Raw genomic sequence first — 16,280 nt, 5'->3', positions numbered from 1 at the left:
CGAGAGCCTGATTCACGCTTCAGCCGGAACCGCGACGCGGTTCCGCCTAAACCGATCAGGCTCTAGACTGGCGGCCCCGTCCTTCCGGCGGGGCCGCATCTTTTTTCGGACCGCGCCCATGCTGCTGCAGATCCCGCAGGTGTTCTCCAAGGAAGAGGTCGCGGCCCTGCGCCAGCGGCTGGACGCCGGGCCCTGGACCGACGGCAACGCCACCTCGGGGCACCAGTCGGCCCTGGCCAAGCGTAATCTTCAGCTGCCGACCGACTCGGCCGAGGCGCGCGAGGTCGGCGCCGCGGTGACCCAGGCCCTGAACGCCAATCCGATGTTCGTCTCGTCGGCCCTGCCGCACACCATCTTCCCGCCCCTGTTCAACCGCTACGAAGGCGGGGGCCAGTTTGGCCTGCACGTCGACAACGCCATCCGCCAGGGATCGGGCGCGCGCATCCGCAGCGACCTGTCCATGACCCTGTTCCTGTCCGAGCCGGACGACTACGACGGCGGCGAACTGATCATCGAGGACCTGTATGGCCCCCAGACGGTCAAGCTGCCGGCCGGGGACGCCGTGCTGTATCCGTCCAAGAGCCTGCACCGGGTCACCCCGGTGACGCACGGCGCGCGGGTGGCCTGCTTCACCTGGATCCAGAGCCTGGTGCGCGACGACGCGGATCGCGAGCTTCTGTTCCGCCTCGACATCGGGGTCCAGCGGGTGGCCGTCGAAACCGGCGCCGGCAGCCCGGCGGCGGTCGAGCTGACCGGCGTCTATCACAACCTGCTCCGGCGCTGGACCGAGCTCTAGGTTTCCGCCGAGTCGTCTTCCAGCAGGGCGGCGAAGGCGGTGGTCATCCGCTCCACCGGGCCGTCGGGCGTGCGTTCGACGATCTGGGCGGCCAGGCCCAGCATGGCGGCGTATTCGGCCCCTGCCTCGGCGCCCATGACCGTCAGGGCGGTGGCGTAGGCGTCGGCCTTCATGGCGCTGTCGTGCAGGACGGTGACCGAGGTCACCCCGTTGTCGACCGGCCGCCCCGTGGCCCCGTCGATCGTGTGTGGATACAGCCGCCCCCCCGCCGTGAAGGCCCGGCGATAGTCGCCTGACGTCGCCACCGCCAGGTCGATCAGGGCCGCCAGGGTGCGCGGCACGCCGCTGTCGGGCGCCGGCTCGATCTCGACCCACCAGGGCTGGCCATCCGGCTTGACCCCCCGCCCCTTCAGCTCGCCCCCGATCTCGACCAGATGGGCCGTGGCCCCCAGGACGGTCAGCCGGTCCGAGACCCGATCGACGGCATGACCCTTGGCGATGCCGGACAGGTCCAGCTTCATCCCGCCCATCTGCATCAGGCCGCGCCCCTCGCGGTGGGTCCGCAGGGCGCGCCAGCCGCTGACGGCCAGGGCGGCGGCCACCTCTTCGTCCGTGGGCGGAAAGGTCTCGGCCGATCTCGGCCCCGGCGGGCCGAAGCCCCACAGATCGACCAGGGCCCCCAGGGTCGGATCAACGGCCCCATTGGTCTCGTCGGCCAGGTCCATCGCCTGGTCGACCAGGCTCCAGAACTCGGGCGACACCGCCCACATGCCGGCGGGCGCGGTGTTGAACCGGCTGATCTCGCTGGACCGGACCCAGGGGCTGAACAGGGCCGTGACGGCGTCCAGCTCGGCCTGGATGGCGGCTTCCAGCGCGGCGTGGTCGGCGCTCGGCGGCGGCACGACCCGGGCCGACCAGGTCGTGCCCATGGTCTCGCCCTTCAGGGTCCACACCTGATCGCTGGGCGGCCGGGGCGGCGCCTCGGTCAGGCGCGGGACCAGGACCCGGTTGGGCGCGCGGTCCGTCTCGGCGCCGACGGTGACGGTCGGCGGCGCCGCGCGAGAGCCCTTCCAGGTCGGATCGAAGCTCAGGGCAGGACTTCCACAATGCCGTTGTACTGGGCGTTCAGGGCGACCTGACCGGCCTGGGCCGGACCGCGCACGGCGGCATTGACCCAGTACATCCCGGCCTCGGGCCAGGTGATGCTGAAGCCGCCGTCGGCGCCGGTGGTGACGGTCATCTCTTCGGGATTGTCGCGATAGCGCGACCCGCCGCGCGCGACGGTTATGGTCTGGTCGGCCGCCGGCTGGCCGTCCAGCAGCAGGGTGAAGCGCGCCGCCTCGCCCGCCACCAGGTCGTTGGGATGGGTCACGGGAACCAGTTCCAGCCCCTGGCCGGTCGGGGCGAAGACGGTGTCGGTCGGCTCGCCCAGGGTGACGAAGGTCTCGACGCGGGTCACCGAACGGGTGCGGGCCACATCGGTGGCGTCGGCGGGGATGGCGCTGGCCATCTCGGCCTCGGTCCCGCGCCAGCGCTTTTCTTCGCCGCCCTGTTTGTAGACGGCGCTGTAGCCGGTCATGACATTGGCCACCTTCCAGGTGCCCGGCTGGGTCAGATGGACATCGAAGGTCGAGCGATAGCGGCCCCGCGCCATGTTCTCGGCCGCGCTGGTGGAGCCGTCGGGCGCGATGATGGTCAGGCCGTCCAGCCGCATGGCGGCATGGTCCGGAATGAAGACGCCGTTCGACATGCCGGCGTCGAACCCGACCCAGGCGTCCGAACCGGAAAGGACGGTCGAGGTCGGGGCCAGCCAGGCGCGGTGGGCCTGGGCCGCCATCGGCGCGGACAGCAGGGCGGCCAGGGCGGTCAGGGCGAAGACGGTCTTTTTCATGATGCGATCCTTCAGCGGCTCACGGCGACGGTGACGGCGCCCAGTTCGGTGGTCCCGGCGTCGCGGCCGGTGTTGGCGGCGCCCCAGCGGAAGGGCACGCGCACGGCCTCGCGTCCGCCCAGTTCGCGGGCGGCCTCGACGACCAGATTATACTGCCCCGCCGGCAGGTTGCGCAGACGAGTGGCGGGGATGGTGACCGTCTGTCGGCCCGGGGCGCGGGTGGCGCCCGAGACGCCGTCGGCGGGCAGGGTCATGGCGCGCCCGCCCTTGCGCCACCAGGTGCGCAGGTCCTTCAGCCAGTCCTTGCCCTCGGCGTTCGGCAGCTTGACGTCATACCAGACCGCCAGGGTCTGGACCGCCGTCTGGTCCGGCTGTTCGATCCAGATGGCGACATAGGGCCGGTGATAGCTGGCCGAGGCGATGCGGGGGATATCGACCGTCACGGTCAGGTCCGCCGCCTGGGCGGCCCCGGCGCTCAGACCGGCCGCGACCAGGGAGGTCGAAAACGCCAGGGACAGTCGACGCAGGGCCATGGGAACGCTCTTTAGTGGATGAAGATTATGGCGATGATGATGGGGATCAGCACCCCCAGCCCGACCAGGGGCCAGGTCCAGCGCCGGCCGGTCGACAGCAGGTACAGCAGGGCCAGGCCGGTGATCGCCGAGACGATGCAGACGACGGCGAAGATGTCGATGAACCAGGCCCAGACCGGACCGGCGTTGCGGCCCTTGTGCAGGTCGTTGAGATAGGCGACCCAGCCGTTCGAGGTGCGTTCGGCCACCGCCTCGCCCGAGGCGCGGTCGATGGTCAGGGCGCCGTCGCCGCCCGGCCGAGGCAGGGCCACATAGACCTCGTCGGCCGTGGTCTCGGTCGGCTTTCCGGCGATATCGGCCTTCAGCTCGGACCGGGCCCAGCGGGCGATCTCGGCGGGAACCGGATCGGTGGTCTCCTCCGGCATGGCGGCCAGGGCCGTGCGGGCGGCGTCCGACAGTGTGGCGGTCGCCTCGGTGGTGACCGGCTCGGACCCGATCAGGGCCGCACGGTTCAGGGTGATGCCCGTGAACGAGAACAGGATCAGGCCGATCAGGCTGATCGCCGCGGTGATCCAGTGCCATTGCCGCAGCTGGCGCAGCCAGAAGGGCCGCGTCTTCCACTGGGGCGGACGCGGAGACTTGGGCGCGGCTTTGGGCGCGGTCGTGGGCTTGGCGGCGGCGTCTGTCACACCGGCGCTCTGCCACTATTGAGAATCGTTTGCAAGTGCGGCGGGCCGCCACCCCCGGCGCCTCAGAACCGCGCCAGAAGCTCCGCGGCGAAGCTCGACAGGGTGTCATCGCGCGCGCCCATGACGATGACTCGATCCCCGGCCTGGGCCAGTTCGACGATGCGGTCGCCGCAGGCCGCCCGGTCGGCCAGGGCTTCGGCCCGCCGCCCCGCCGCCCGCACCCCGGCGGCGATGTCTTCGGACCCCACCGACCGGTCCGTGGTGCCCCCGTAATAGACCGGCTCGGGCATCAGCAGGATGTCGTCCGCCCGCATCAGTCCGGCGAAGCCGTCGATGAACGCCTGACGCATCAGCTTCAGCGGCCCGAACCCGTGCGGCTGGAACAGGATCAGCAACCGTCCGTCGAAGGCGTGCAGGGTTTTCAGGGTGGCGGCGATCTTGTCGGGGTTGTGGGCGAAATCGTCGATGACGGTGACGCCTTTGCGCGTCCCGACCACCTCCATCCGGCGCCGGATCCCGGAGAAGATTTCCAGCGCCGCGACCGCCTGATCCAGATCGACGCCCAGCGCCCGCACGGCGCCCAGGGCCGCCAGAGCGTTGGCCACATTGTGTGCGCCCGGCACGTTCAGGGTGACGGCGCGCCGGTCGCCGGTCGCGCGCTTTGCCAGTTCGAAGGTCATGCCGGTGGGCGTCGGCTTCAGGTCGTGCGCGGCCAGATCGGCATCCTCGTTGCCGAGCGCGAAGGTGACCACGCCCGCCCCGCGCCCCTCGGCGACCAGGGCCTGGGCCAGGGCGGCGGTTTCGGGATTATCCAGGTTCACAACCGCCGTCGCGGCCCGACTGACGAAGCCGCCGAACAGGTCGCGCAGTTCTTCCATCGACTTGTGATCCAGGCTGATGTTCGAGACCACGGCCACGCTCGCGTCATAGCGGGCGATGGAGCCGTCGCTTTCGTCCACCTCGGCCACGAACAGGTCCGTTCCGCCGACCAGGGCGCTGGCGAAGGGATGATCGGCGTCGGCGAAATTCTTCATCACCGCCCCGTTGACCACCGTGGGGCGACGGCCCGCCTGGCTCAGGATCCAGGCGACCATGCCGGTGATGGTGGACTTGCCGCTGGTGCCCGCCACGCCGATCGAGGTCGGCGCCGCGTTGAACAGTTCGCTCAGCAACTGGGGCCGGGTCTTGATCGTCGCGCCGACGCGCCGCGCGGCGCCGATGTCCGGCACCGTCTCCTCTACCGCCCCCGTGGCCACCACGATCTGGTCCGGCCGGGTCACGCCCGATCCGTCCTGGGGATGCAGGGTCACGCCGTGGGCGCGCAGCCAGTCGAATTTCTCGGGCATCCGGCCCTGGTCCAGGGCGCGGTCCGAACCTTCGATCCGCGCGCCCGACGCCTGGACGATCATGGCCAGGGGCAACATGCCCGAGCCGCCAATGCCGCAGAAGAAATAGGAGGCGTCTTGATTCATGTCGGCGAAACCGGGAAGGCTGAACGTCCGCCTGACTAGCACGGGCTGCGCCGGACGCCAGATGACCTTCAAGATCGGAATCGTCGCCGCCTCGTCGCGGTTCAGCCGCGAAAGCGCCGACCGCGTGTCCGCCTTCATGGCCGAACGCTATCCGTCGGGCGAGGTCTCGGCCGTCTTCCACGAATCCAGCTTCCTGACCCACGGCCATTTCGCCGGCGACGACGCCAGCCGGGCGCGGGCCTTCGTCGAGTTCGCCAATGATCCGCGCATCGATGCGGTCTGGTTCGCGCGCGGGGGCTATGGCTCGTGCCGCATCGCCGAGGCGGCGGTGGCGGCCCTGTCGCCGGTGGCGGCGAAAAAGCGGTATCTGGGCTATTCCGACGCCGGGTCGATGCTGGCGGCGCTTTACAAGGCAGGCATCGGACAGGTCGCGCACGGGCCGATGGCGTCCGACGTCAACCGTCGTGGCGGGGCCGAGACGGTCCAGCGGTCGATAGACTGGCTGGTCAAGGGCCGGACCAAAGGGCTGGAGCCGTCGCTGGCGACCGATCCCCGGCCCGCCGCCGCCTTCAACCTGACCATCATCGATCAGTTGGTCGGCACGGCGATTGAGCCGGACCTGACCGGCCATGTCCTGATGCTGGAAGAGGTGTCCGAGGCCCTCTATCGCATCGACCGGATGATGTTCCACCTGACGGGCCAGGCCTCGATCCGGCGGGTCGCGGGCATCCGCCTGGGGCGAGTTTCGGACATCACCTATAACGAGCCCGACTTCGGCATGACGCCCGAGGAGATCGTCCGCGACTGGTGCGGCCGGTCGGGCATTCCCTGGCTGGGCGCCGCCGACATCGGCCACGACGCCGCCAACACCGTCGTGCCCTTCGGCCCCAGAAGCTAGGCCGCCTGGCGCAGGCTGGCGGCGTCCAGCGCGGCGATCAGGTCGGCGACCAGGTCGTCTTCATGCTCCAGCCCGATCGACAGGCGGATCAGGCCGTCGCCGACGCCCGCCAGGGCGCGCTGTTCCGGCGTCATGGCGGCATGGGTCATGGTGGCCGGGTGGGCGATCAGGCTTTCCACCCCGCCCAGGGATTCCGCCAGGGTGAAGACCGACAGACCCTCGCACAGCACCCGCGCCGCCTCGACGCCGCCGGCCAGGTCGAAACTCAGCATGGCGCCGAAGCCGGCCTGTTGCCGCGCCGCCAGGGCGTGACCGGGATGATCGCCCAGGCCCGGATAGTGCACCCGCGCCACCGCCGGATGGGCGGCCAGGGCCTGGGCCACGCGGGTCGCCGTGGCCTGGGCGCGCTGGACCCGCACCGACAGGGTGCGCAGTCCGCGCAGCGTCAGCCAGGCGTCGAACGGCGCGCCCGTCACCCCCGTGGCGTTGGCCCACCAGGCCAGTTCGTCATGCAGGGCCCGGCTCGCCGCGACCACGGCGCCGCCGACCACGTCGGAATGGCCGTTGATGTATTTGGTCGTGGAATGCACCACGATGTCGGCGCCCAGGGCGATGGGCTGTTGCAGCACCGGCGACAGGAAGGTGTTGTCCGCCACCACCACGGCGCCGACCGCCTTGGCCCGCCGCGCCACCTCGGCCACGTCGGTGATCCGCAGCAGGGGATTGGACGGGGTCTCGATCAGGATCATGGCCGCGCCCTGGACCAGGGCGGCGTCCAGGGCGTCGAAATCCGTCTGGTCCACGAACACCAGTTCGAACCGGCCCTGGCGCGCGCGGGCGTTCAGCAGGCGACAGGTGCCGCCGTAACAGTCGTGCGGCGCGATCAGCCGCTGGCCCGGCTTCAGCAGGTTCAGCGGCAGGTCCACCGCCGCCATGCCGGTAGCGGTGACCACGGCCCCGGCGCCGCCTTCCAGTTCCGCTAACGCCTCGCCCAGCACATCGCGGGTCGGATTGCCGGAGCGGGTGTAGTCATAGGGCCGCTTCTGGTCGAAGCCGTCGAAGGCGTAGTTGGACGACAGATACAGCGGCGGCATCACCGCCCGGTGCGTCGGGTCGGCGTCGACCCCCGCGCGGGCCAGCAGGGTGTCGAAACAGGGGGTGTCGCTCATTGTTCGATCTCCTTCAGCGCCTGGCGCAGCACCTGACCGATCAGGGCTTCTTCCTTCAGGAAGGCGTCGTGGCCATAGATCGAGGGCGCCTCGACGAAGCGCCACAGGGCGGGCAGGCGCGCGGCCAGTTCGCGCAGGTCGTCGATGGGGGTCAGGCGGTCGGTGGTGAAGCCGACCAGGGTGACCGGGGTGCGGATCGCCTCGGGCGTCACCTGGTGCCGGTCGATGGAGTCCGACAGGCTGATCCACCGCTCCGGCGTCATGCGGTCGCGATAGGCCCGCCCACGCGCCGTCAGATAGTCGCAGACCGGATAGGCGTCGCCGGCCTGGTCCGGGGCCTGGGTGGGAAAGCGTTCGGCGAATTCCTCGCCGGTGCGATAGGTGGTCATGGCCAGTTCGCGGGCCAGGGCCACGCCGTCCTGGGGTCGCCCGGCCTCTGCCGCCAGCTTCAGGATGCGGCGCTGCACCCCGCGCCAGGCGGTGCCTTGCGGGTGGGCCCGGTGCGCGGCCGAGATGACCACCAGACTGTCCACCCGTTCGGGGAACAGTTCGGCGAAGGCCAGGGCGACCATGCCGCCGTAGGAGGCGCCGACGAAGGCCGCGATCCGCTCGATCCCGGCGGCGTCCAGGACCATGGCCAGCAGGCGCGCCTGGTCGTGGGTGGAGAGGGTGGCCGGCGCCCGCCCGGAGACCTGGGGGGCATAGTCGAAGCTCAGCACCCGGTAACGGTTCAGATCGATCGGGCCGCGCACCGAGACGGCGCTGGACCACCAGCCGCGCCCGCCGGTCTCGGTACGATGCACGAACCGGTCGGCCGATATGCCGCCCGCCGCCACCACGACCGGCGCGCCCGCCGGCCCGATCAGACGCCCGGTGATCCGCCGCTGGTGCAGGCGCTGGCCCGAGGCCAGGCGGAAGTCGCCGGGAATCTCGGCCGCGATGTCGCGGGCGCCCCGGGCCGCCGGATGGGGCGCGGGCCGGAGGTCAGGCGTCGCACGACGCAGGGCGGCGGCGTCGGGATCGGAGAGGGCCAGAAGGGTCATCGGTCGGTCGCATCCTCGGCTCCTCAAGCCTCCAGGACGCGGTGACAGATCGTGGCGCGTCGCCTTGTCGACGCTCCACTCATCTCTCGCGGACCGCCGAAGCGATCCCCGCAGGAGTTGGCACCGTTTCGGGCGGAACCCGATGGTTGCCCCGGCGTCAAAGGGCCTATCCCTCAGCCGGTCTTGATGAGTGGGCTTACGGTGCGGATGCGAAGCGCGCCGGTCAAGCGGAAAAATTTTGCGCCTTGCCCGCGAAATCCTGCCTTACGCCCGTCCTGTGGCGAATTTGCACGCGGTGACCGCAAAAATCATGCGAACCGCTTGACGCGCCGCCATAGGCTGCGTCAGGCTGGCGGCAGATCGAACGAGGTTTCCGCGTGACCCATCGCGCCTTCATCTCCGGCCGGATGACCGTCGCCACCGCGACGCGCTTCGGCATGGGCGCGGCCTTCATGGGTATGACCTCGATGACCACCACCACCATGCCCTCGCGGGCGGGAACGGGATAGCGCGGTCGAACCAGACCTGAACGCAGACACCGAACCCCGCCCGGCCCCGCCCGGCGGGGTTTTTCCATTCCGCCATTCTCCCCAACGACCTTCCAGCCCACGGACCCCGCCATGTCTTCCCAAGCCGCCCTCGCCCTGGTCGCCGACGCCGAAAGCCCCGCCCCCTGTCCCGAGGTGGAGGCGCCGGTGGTGGTGCTGAAGTTCGGATCGTCCATCCTGCGTTCGCCCGCCGATGCTCCGGCCGTGGCCTCGGCCATCTACGCCCAGGTGCGGGCCGGGCGGCGGGTGGTGGCGGTGGTCTCGGCCTTCGGCGGCGCGACCGACAAGCTGCTGTCCGAGGCGCGGGGCCTGGGCCTGGCGCACGAGAACGACCTGCTGCCTGGCTATGTCGCCCTGGGCGAGGAGAAGGCGGCGGCCCTGGTGGCCATCGCCTGCGACCGGATCGGACTGGACGCCGCCGCCCTGTCGGTGCGCGAACTGGGCATCGCGGCCGACGGCCCGGCCGAGCATGCGCGCCCCTCGGCCCTGCGCGGCGAGGCGCTGAAGAACGCCCTGGCGCGGCATCAGGCGGTGATCGCGCCCGGCTTCGGCGCCGTGCGGGCCGATGGGCGGCTGGCCCTGCTGGGGCGCGGGGGATCGGACCTGACGGCGGTCTTCCTGGCGGCCGAACTGGGGCTGGATCGGGTGCGGTTGGTGAAGGATGTGGACGGCCTCTATGACCGCGATCCCAACGCCACGGCCTCGGTGCCGCTGCGATACCGCCGCATCGACTGGGAGGGTGCGCGCCGCCTGGGCGGCCAGCTGGTCCAGCGCGACGCCATCGACCTGGGCCAGGATCGGGCGGTCGAGATCGAGGTGGCCGCCATCGACCGGGCCGAGGGCACGGTGATCGGCGACCGTTCGGCGCCCCCCGGCCCGGCCCCGGCCCGGCGGCCGGTGCGGGTGGCCGTGGCCGGTTGCGGCGTGGTGGGCGGCGGCGCCGTCAGCCGCCTGCTGGCCGATCCGAAAATCGAGGTGGTGGGCGTCCTGGTGCGCGATCCGAACAAGCCGCGCGACATCGACTGTCCGTCCGAACTGTTCACCGCCGATGCGGCCGACCTGCTGGCGCGTGGGCCGGACGTGGTGCTGGAGGCCCTGTCGGACGGGGCGGCGGGCCACGCCCTGATCCGCCGCGCGCTGGAGGCCGGCTGCGACGTGGCCAGCGCCAACAAACAGGCGGTGGCGGCTGATCCTGAGGGGCTGCTGGCCCTGGCGGAGCAGAAGGGACGGCGGCTGTTCTGGTCGGCCTCGGTCGGGGGTGGATCGCCGATGATCGAGACGGTGCGCGCCGCCCGCGCGGCCGGCCCGATCGCCGCCTTCGAGGCGGTGCTGAACGGCACCTGCAACTTCATGCTGGAACGGCTGGGCCAGGGGGCGGCGTTCGACGAGGCCCTGGCGGATGCGCGGGCGGCGGGCTTTGCGGAAGAAGACCCGTCCGCCGATCTGGAAGGCCACGATTCGGCGGCCAAGGTGCGGCTTCTGGCGTTCGAGGCGTTCGGCCGGGCGCCCGAGGCGGTGTCGCTGGCTGTGCTGTCGCCCGCCACGCCGGTGGCGCCGGGCCTGCGCCAGATCGGCGCCTGCCGGGCGGACGACGAGGGCCTGTCGGCGTCGGTTCGCCTGGACGCCGACAACGACCAGCCGCTGTTCGCGGCCCTGAAAGGCGAGCGCAACGCCTTGCGGGTCGTCGGCGCCGATGGGCGGGTCTGGACCTGCCGGGGGCGCGGCGCCGGCCGCTGGGCCACGACGGAAAGCCTGCTGGCCGACCTGGCCGAGATCGCGCGGGCGCGCCACGAGGAGGCGTGACGCCGGGCCGCAACCCAAGCTAGGGGAAGGCCATGGCCGTCTTCACCCCTGTCAGCGACGACGATGCGCGCGGGTTCCTGCGCGCCTATGACCTGGGCGAGTTGACCGCCCTGACGCCCATCGCCGAGGGGGTGGAGAACACCAACTATGCACTGGAGACCACGCGCGGCCGGTTCGTCCTGACCCTGTTCGAGGGGCGGACGGAGGCGGCGGCCCTACCCTTCTGCCTGGGCCTGACCGACCATCTGGCGGGCGCGGGCCTGCCGATGGCGCGGCCGGTGCGGGATACGTCGGGCCAATGGCTTGGGTCGCTGAACGGGCGGGCGGCGGCGGTGGTCGAATGGCTGGACGGCGCCTGGCTGCGGGCGCCCCGGGCGGATCATTTGGTCCAGGCCGGGGCCATGCTGGCGCGGATGCATGGGGCGGCGAACGGCTTTGCGATGCGGCGCGACAATCCGGTGGGACCGGCCGCCTGGCGCGCCCTGGCCGACCGCATCGCCGAACGGGCGCAAGGGGCCGACCGGGCGATGCTGGACCGGATCGAGGCCGGGCTGGCGGACCTGGGAGCTGATCCGTTCGGAGGCGACCTGCCGGCCGGGGCCATCCATGCCGACTATTTCCCCGACAATGTGCTGTTCGCGGACGGCGCCGTGTCGGGGGTGATCGACTTCTATTTCGCCTGCATCGGCCCGCTGGCCTATGACCTGGCCATCGCCATGACGGCCTGGGGGTTCGATGGTGACGGGCGACCGTTGGAGGGGGCGATGGCGACCCTGCGCGACGGCTATGAATCGGTGCGGCCGCTGACGGCGGTGGAGGCGGACGCCCTGCCGCGCCTGGGCCGGGCGGCCTGTCTGCGGTTCAGCCTGACGCGGCTGCATGACCTTGTGTTCCACGACCCGACCAAGCTGGTCACGCCCAAGGACCCGGCGGCCTTCCTGGCGCGGCTGGACGGCTGGTCTTAGGCCGAAAAGGCGCGCACGGCGTCCAGGGCGGCGGCCTCGGTGGCGTCGATGACGGTCAGGCGTTCGGGCTTGTCGCTTAAGCGCCGGATGACCGGCGCGGTCTGGGGTTCGACGCCCAGCACATCGGAAACGAAGCCGCCGAATTTGGACGGATGGGCGGTCGACAGGGCCACGACCGGCCCGGCGGAACGGTCGATCATGCGCGCGGCGGCCAGGGCCACGGCGGTGTGCGGACAGACGATGCGGCCCCAGTCGGCGTGGGCGCGGGCGATCTGGCCGCGGGTCGTCGCCTCGTTCACCGAGACGGCCGAGACCTGGCCCCGCAGGGCCGCCAGCAGGTCGTCGGGCAGCGCAACCCGGCCCTCGCGGGCGAAGGTTTCGAACACCGCGCGGGTGGTCTCGGCGTCGCGGCCGGACGCCTCGAACACCAGCCGTTCGAAATTGGACGGCGCCTGGACGTCCATGCTGACGCTGGCGGTCTGGACGGCGGCGCGGCGTTCATAGACGCCGTCGTTGATGGCCCGGGCCAGGGCGTCGTTGGCGTTGACCGCCGCGACGAAGCCCAGGGCTGGCAGGCCCATCCTGGCCGCCGCGATACCGGCGAAGGCGTCGCCGAAATTGCCGGTGGGCACGACCCAGGTCGCAGGCCGCCCGCCCAGTTGCGACGCGGCCGAGACGTAATAGGGAATCTGGCCCGCCAGCCGCGCCCAGTTGATCGAATTGACCGAACTGAGCCGCCCCTCCTGACGCAGGGATTCGGTCGCCAGCAGGGCCTTCACCAGACGCTGGCAGTCGTCGAAATCGCCGCGCACGGCCAGGTTCAGCACATTGTCGGCGCCGCAGGTGGTCATCTGGCGACGCTGCACCGGGGAGACGCGGTCCAGCGGATGCAGCACGATCAGGCGGATGCGCTCGGCCCCGGCGAAGGCGGCCACCGCCGCCGCCCCGGTGTCGCCGCTGGTCGCCGTCAGCAGGGTCAGCCGCTCGCCCGAGGCGGCCAGAGCCGCGTCCGACAGGCTGGCGGCCAGCTGCATGGCCAGGTCCTTGAACGCCGCCGTGGGGCCGTGAAACAGCTCCAGCACGAACAGGCCGTCCTCGACCTCGACCAGGGGCGTCACCGCCGGATGGTCGAAACCGGCGACCAGCCGGGCGATGGCCGCGTCCAGGGCGGCGGGCGGCAGGGCGTCGCCGATGAAGGGCGCCAGCACGTCGCGTGCGATGTCGCCGTAGGCGCGCGCCGACCGCGCCGCATCGGCCGCCAGCGTGGGCCAGGCCTGTGGCATGTAGAGGCCGCCGTCCGGCGCCATGCCGCGCAGCAGGGCCTGGGCGAAGTCGGCGATGGGGGCGGCGCCGCGCGTGGAGACATAGCGGTCAGGGCGAAGGGTCATCGGTCCTTGGTATCGAGACGGCCGGCCGCCGTCACCTGCAGAAGAGTCCCGCTGGCGTCGGGGCGTCGGCCGGGCCATCTAGGGCGGATGGATCGCCGTCTTTTCCTTCGCCTGGGCCTGGGCGCCGCCGTCGTCGGCGGGGCGGTCTGGCTGCGCGACCATGTGCTGTGGGCGCCGCCCCGGGCCGCCTTTCCGGCGGACGGCGGGACCGGCTGGACGCCCTGGGCGGTGCGCGCCGTGGTGCCGACCGTGCGGGCGCGGATCGGCGGGCGGGAGGTCAGGGCCCTGGTCGACAGCGGGGCCCAGTATTCGGTCATCGACCGCCCCCTGTTCGAGGCCCTGCCTCGGACCGAGACGGGCGGCCGCGGGTTCGACCTGCCGCTGATGGCCCATGGGGTCGGCGGGCCGCCGCAGATGGGTCGGGGCGCGGTTCTGGATGTCTCGGTCGGCGGCCTGAGGCTGTCTGGCCTGAGGGCGGCGATCCTGGACCTGGGGCCGCTGGCCGGCGACGACGGCCTGGGCACGCCCCTGATCCTGGGGCAGGACGTGCTGAGCCGGGTGATCCTGGACCTGGACGTCGAACGGCGGCGGCTGGCCTTCGCCGACCCGGCGACCCACGAACCGCCCGCCAGCGTCCATCCGGTCGAGGTCGGCCGCAAGGGCCGCGCCCTGGCGACCACGGTGACGATCGAGGGCCGGACGGTGCGGGCGGTGGTGGACACCGGCGCCTCGGGCCTGCTGGCCCTGCGTCGTTCGGCCGCCGAGGCGGCGGGCCTGCTGGACGGGCGGCCGGTCACCGCCGGAACCAGCATGGTCCTGGGCGGGGTGGTGGCGGCCCAGGTCGTCGAGGCGCGCAGCGTGGCCTTCGCCGACCAGACCTATCACCGGCGGCCGGTGTCCATCTTCGCCGACACCGCCGCCCCCGGCGTGCCCGAGGCCCTGCTGGGCATGGACGCCTTCGCCGGACGCCGGGTGGTCATGGACCTGGGCGCCGGCCGGCTGTGGGCGTCGCGGCTGCTGGACCTGACCGTGGGGTGAGCCAGGCCGGCCGCGGTCAGACCGAGCCGAAGGTGTCGCAGACCGCAGGATCGCCCGCGTCATAGCCGCGCCTCAGCCATTCCACCCTCTGGGCCGAGGAGCCGTGGGTGAAGCCTTCCGGCGTCACCCGGCCGCCCGAGCGGCGTTGCAGGGTGTCGTCGCCGATGGCGTTGGCGGTCTTCATCCCCTCTTCCAGATCGCCCGGCTCCAGCGCCACCTGGCCGTTGGACACGGCCGCGGCGTTGCGCGCCCAGACCCCGGCGTAGCAGTCGGCCTGAAGCTCCAGGGCCACCGAATAGCGGTTGGCCTCGGCCTGGCCCGAGGCGCGCTGCTGGGCCCGCTGGACCTCCTGGCTGGCGCCGGTCAGGGTCTGGACGTGGTGGCCGAACTCATGGGCGATGACATAGGCGCGGGCGAAATCGGCGCCGGAGGCGCCCAGCTGCTGCTCCATCTGGGCCCAGAAGCCGAGGTCCAGATACACGGTCCGGTCCGAGGGGCAGTAGAAGGGTCCCATGGCCGCCTGGCCGAAGCCGCAGCCGGTGGGGGTGCCCTGTTCATAGAGCACGACGCGCGGCGGCTGATAACCGTTCAGCTTGTTGGTCCAGACATCGTTGATATTGGCCCCGACGACATCGACGAACTGGCCCGCCTGGTCCTGGGGCGTGCCCTCGACGCCTTTTTCGGCCGCGCCGACGCCGCCGAACTGGCTGGCGACCTGCTGGGTCGTGGAGGGGTCGATGCCGAAGACGAAATAGCCGATGGCCGCCAGGATCAGCACCCCGACCCCGCCGCCGGCGACCGCCCCGCCGCCCATGCCGCGCCGGTCCTCGATACCGCCGCCGCGCCGTCCGCCCTGCCACTTCATGGTCGTCGTCCTTCCGTCCGTCTCGCCCAAGCTAGGCCGGAACGCCCGGCGAAGGGAAGAGATGCGCCGCCCCGGTTGATCGCGCCGCCGCCAGACCCCATTTTCCAATGCAGGCCGCCGGTCGCCCGTTCGGGGATCGGCGCGGCCGGGTCGCTTGACGTAAGGACCAGACCATGACGACGCGAACCCTGATGTTCGACAGCCCCTTCCTGCTGGGCTTCGACCACACCCGCGCCCTGATCGACCGCGCCGCCAAGGCCGCGGCCGAAAGCTATCCGCCCTATAATGTCGAGCAGCGCGGCGACGCCGCCGTCCGCATCACCCTGGCGGTGGCGGGCTTCTCGCCGGACGAACTGGCCATCACCCTGGAGGGGCGCCAGCTGACCATAGCGGGTAAGCGGGACGAGGCGGGCAAGGGCGACCAGGCCTTCCTGCATCGCGGCATCGCGGCGCGCGGCTTCATCCGCAATTTCGTCCTGGCCGACGGTCTGGAGGTCCAGGCCGCCCGGCTGGAGCACGGCCTGCTGCACGTCGACCTGGTGCGGCCCGAGCAGGAACGGGCGGTGCGCCGCATCCCCATCACGGCGGACTGATGACCGGCCGCCGAACCCGCCCGGCCTTCCGGGCGTTTGTCCCCGCGTAAGGAGGCGGTCCTGATGACGCCGTTCATGACCAAGGAAGAATTCGCCGGCCTGGGCGCCCCCGACCTCGTCTATGTGCGCGAGATCTCGGCCGCCGAGATCCTGGCCGATACGCCGGTGGCCGACATCCGGGGGCTGGAGATCGATCCGGACCAGACCCTGTACGCCCTGCACGGCGCCGACGGCGAACGGCTGGCGGTGATGATCGACCGCGAGACCGCCTTCGCCGCCGCCGTGGCCCATGAGCTGGAACCGGTCTCGGTTCATTAGATAAATTGTCCCTTCTCCCCTCGGGGGAGAAGGTGGGCGGCGGAGCCGCTCGGATGAGGGGTTTCTCCGGCCCGTGCCATTGACGTTCGGATGATGGCTAGGGTCTGTGCGACCCCTCATCCGTCAGGCTTCGCCTGCCACCTTCTCCCACAAGGGGAGAAGGGAGAATTGAGTCCACCTCCGCCAGCGGATGCTGCGAAGTTCGGGAAGGCGGCGGAGCGTCGGGCCTTCGCCCGGCGTGATGGAACAAGATGCCGTGTTCGGCGAGAGG

At 71.5% G+C, this 16,280-nt stretch carries 17 protein-coding genes and 1 riboswitch; of the genes, 8 read left to right on the top strand and 9 right to left on the bottom strand.

Annotation, left to right across the window (positions count from 1 at the left end):
* Positions 1-118 precede the first annotated feature (118 nt).
* A complete protein-coding gene (locus KF910_RS09980) occupies positions 119-796 on the top strand; it encodes a Fe2+-dependent dioxygenase (protein ID WP_292261378.1) in 678 nt (225 codons plus the stop codon).
* On the opposite strand, the gene KF910_RS09975 is transcribed toward KF910_RS09980, so the two are convergent.
* From KF910_RS09975 to KF910_RS09955, 5 genes are all read right to left on the bottom strand, one after another.
* Positions 793-1,749, bottom strand: a complete 957-nt coding sequence (locus KF910_RS09975; protein WP_292261371.1) for an FAD:protein FMN transferase — start codon at positions 1,747-1,749, stop codon at positions 793-795. The genes KF910_RS09980 and KF910_RS09975 overlap by 4 nt on opposite strands.
* Positions 1,750-1,883: 134 nt before the next feature.
* A complete protein-coding gene (locus KF910_RS09970; RefSeq protein ID WP_292261367.1) occupies positions 1,884-2,687 on the bottom strand; it encodes a DUF4198 domain-containing protein in 804 nt (267 codons plus the stop codon).
* Positions 2,688-2,698: 11 nt separating this feature from the next.
* Positions 2,699-3,220, bottom strand: a complete 522-nt coding sequence (locus KF910_RS09965) for a DUF2271 domain-containing protein (protein ID WP_292261362.1) — start codon at positions 3,218-3,220, stop codon at positions 2,699-2,701.
* Positions 3,221-3,231: 11 nt separating this feature from the next.
* On the bottom strand, positions 3,232-3,909 hold the full coding sequence (locus KF910_RS09960) for a PepSY-associated TM helix domain-containing protein (protein WP_292261355.1): 678 nt from the start codon (positions 3,907-3,909) through the stop codon (positions 3,232-3,234).
* A 62-nt stretch (positions 3,910-3,971) separates the two neighbouring features.
* Positions 3,972-5,381 carry a UDP-N-acetylmuramate--L-alanine ligase gene (locus KF910_RS09955; RefSeq protein WP_292261353.1) on the bottom strand — a complete coding sequence of 470 codons (1,410 nt, stop codon included), beginning with the start codon at positions 5,379-5,381 and terminating at the stop codon, positions 3,972-3,974.
* A gap of 61 nt (positions 5,382-5,442) precedes the next feature.
* On the opposite strand from KF910_RS09955, the gene KF910_RS09950 reads away from it, so the two are divergent.
* Positions 5,443-6,279 carry an LD-carboxypeptidase gene (locus tag KF910_RS09950; RefSeq protein ID WP_292261347.1) on the top strand — a complete coding sequence of 279 codons (837 nt, stop codon included), beginning with the start codon at positions 5,443-5,445 and terminating at the stop codon, positions 6,277-6,279.
* Here KF910_RS09950 and metB read toward each other — a convergent pair.
* Both metB and metX read right to left on the bottom strand, forming a co-directional pair.
* Complete coding sequence (metB, locus tag KF910_RS09945) at positions 6,276-7,448, bottom strand: cystathionine gamma-synthase (RefSeq protein ID WP_292261341.1); 1,173 nt, start codon at positions 7,446-7,448, stop codon at positions 6,276-6,278. The genes KF910_RS09950 and metB overlap by 4 nt on opposite strands.
* Positions 7,445-8,491 (bottom strand): homoserine O-succinyltransferase MetX, encoded by a 1,047-nt coding sequence (metX, locus tag KF910_RS09940; RefSeq protein ID WP_292261338.1) that lies wholly within the window; start codon positions 8,489-8,491, stop codon positions 7,445-7,447. Before metX ends, metB begins: the two co-directional genes overlap by 4 nt.
* A 76-nt stretch (positions 8,492-8,567) precedes the next feature.
* A riboswitch (SAM riboswitch) is annotated at positions 8,568-8,684 on the bottom strand.
* Positions 8,685-8,868: 184 nt separating this feature from the next.
* Between metX and KF910_RS09935 the strand changes: the two genes are divergently transcribed.
* The 3 genes from KF910_RS09935 (at position 8,869) to thrB (ending at position 11,807) form a co-directional block, all read left to right on the top strand.
* Positions 8,869-9,000, top strand: a complete 132-nt coding sequence (locus KF910_RS09935) for a hypothetical protein (protein ID WP_292261334.1) — start codon at positions 8,869-8,871, stop codon at positions 8,998-9,000.
* A gap of 111 nt (positions 9,001-9,111) precedes the next feature.
* A complete protein-coding gene (locus KF910_RS09930; RefSeq protein WP_292261331.1) occupies positions 9,112-10,842 on the top strand; it encodes a homoserine dehydrogenase in 1,731 nt (576 codons plus the stop codon).
* Positions 10,843-10,874: 32 nt separating this feature from the next.
* Positions 10,875-11,807 carry a homoserine kinase gene (thrB, locus tag KF910_RS09925; RefSeq protein WP_292261328.1) on the top strand — a complete coding sequence of 311 codons (933 nt, stop codon included), beginning with the start codon at positions 10,875-10,877 and terminating at the stop codon, positions 11,805-11,807.
* Here thrB and thrC read toward each other — a convergent pair.
* Entirely contained in the window at positions 11,804-13,195 is a 1,392-nt protein-coding gene (thrC, locus tag KF910_RS09920; protein ID WP_292261325.1) for a threonine synthase, read from the bottom strand. The genes thrB and thrC overlap by 4 nt on opposite strands.
* Before the next feature lie 87 nt (positions 13,196-13,282).
* Between thrC and KF910_RS09915 the strand changes: the two genes are divergently transcribed.
* Complete coding sequence (locus KF910_RS09915; RefSeq protein ID WP_292261323.1) at positions 13,283-14,233, top strand: aspartyl protease family protein; 951 nt, start codon at positions 13,283-13,285, stop codon at positions 14,231-14,233.
* A 16-nt stretch (positions 14,234-14,249) separates the two neighbouring features.
* Here the strand turns inward: KF910_RS09915 and KF910_RS09910 are convergent, their stop codons facing one another.
* Positions 14,250-15,098 carry a neutral zinc metallopeptidase gene (locus tag KF910_RS09910; protein WP_292261320.1) on the bottom strand — a complete coding sequence of 283 codons (849 nt, stop codon included), beginning with the start codon at positions 15,096-15,098 and terminating at the stop codon, positions 14,250-14,252.
* 173 nt (positions 15,099-15,271) lie between these two features.
* Between KF910_RS09910 and KF910_RS09905 the strand changes: the two genes are divergently transcribed.
* Complete coding sequence (locus KF910_RS09905; protein WP_292261318.1) at positions 15,272-15,691, top strand: Hsp20 family protein; 420 nt, start codon at positions 15,272-15,274, stop codon at positions 15,689-15,691.
* 63 nt (positions 15,692-15,754) lie between these two features.
* Positions 15,755-16,009 carry a DUF1150 domain-containing protein gene (locus KF910_RS09900; RefSeq protein WP_292261315.1) on the top strand — a complete coding sequence of 85 codons (255 nt, stop codon included), beginning with the start codon at positions 15,755-15,757 and terminating at the stop codon, positions 16,007-16,009.
* Positions 16,010-16,280: the final 271 nt, after the last annotated feature.

The organism is Brevundimonas sp. (genome assembly GCF_019636155.1).
In the GTDB taxonomy this organism is placed as follows: domain Bacteria; phylum Pseudomonadota; class Alphaproteobacteria; order Caulobacterales; family Caulobacteraceae; genus Brevundimonas.
This window is presented reverse-complemented; position numbering and strand designations above follow the sequence as displayed.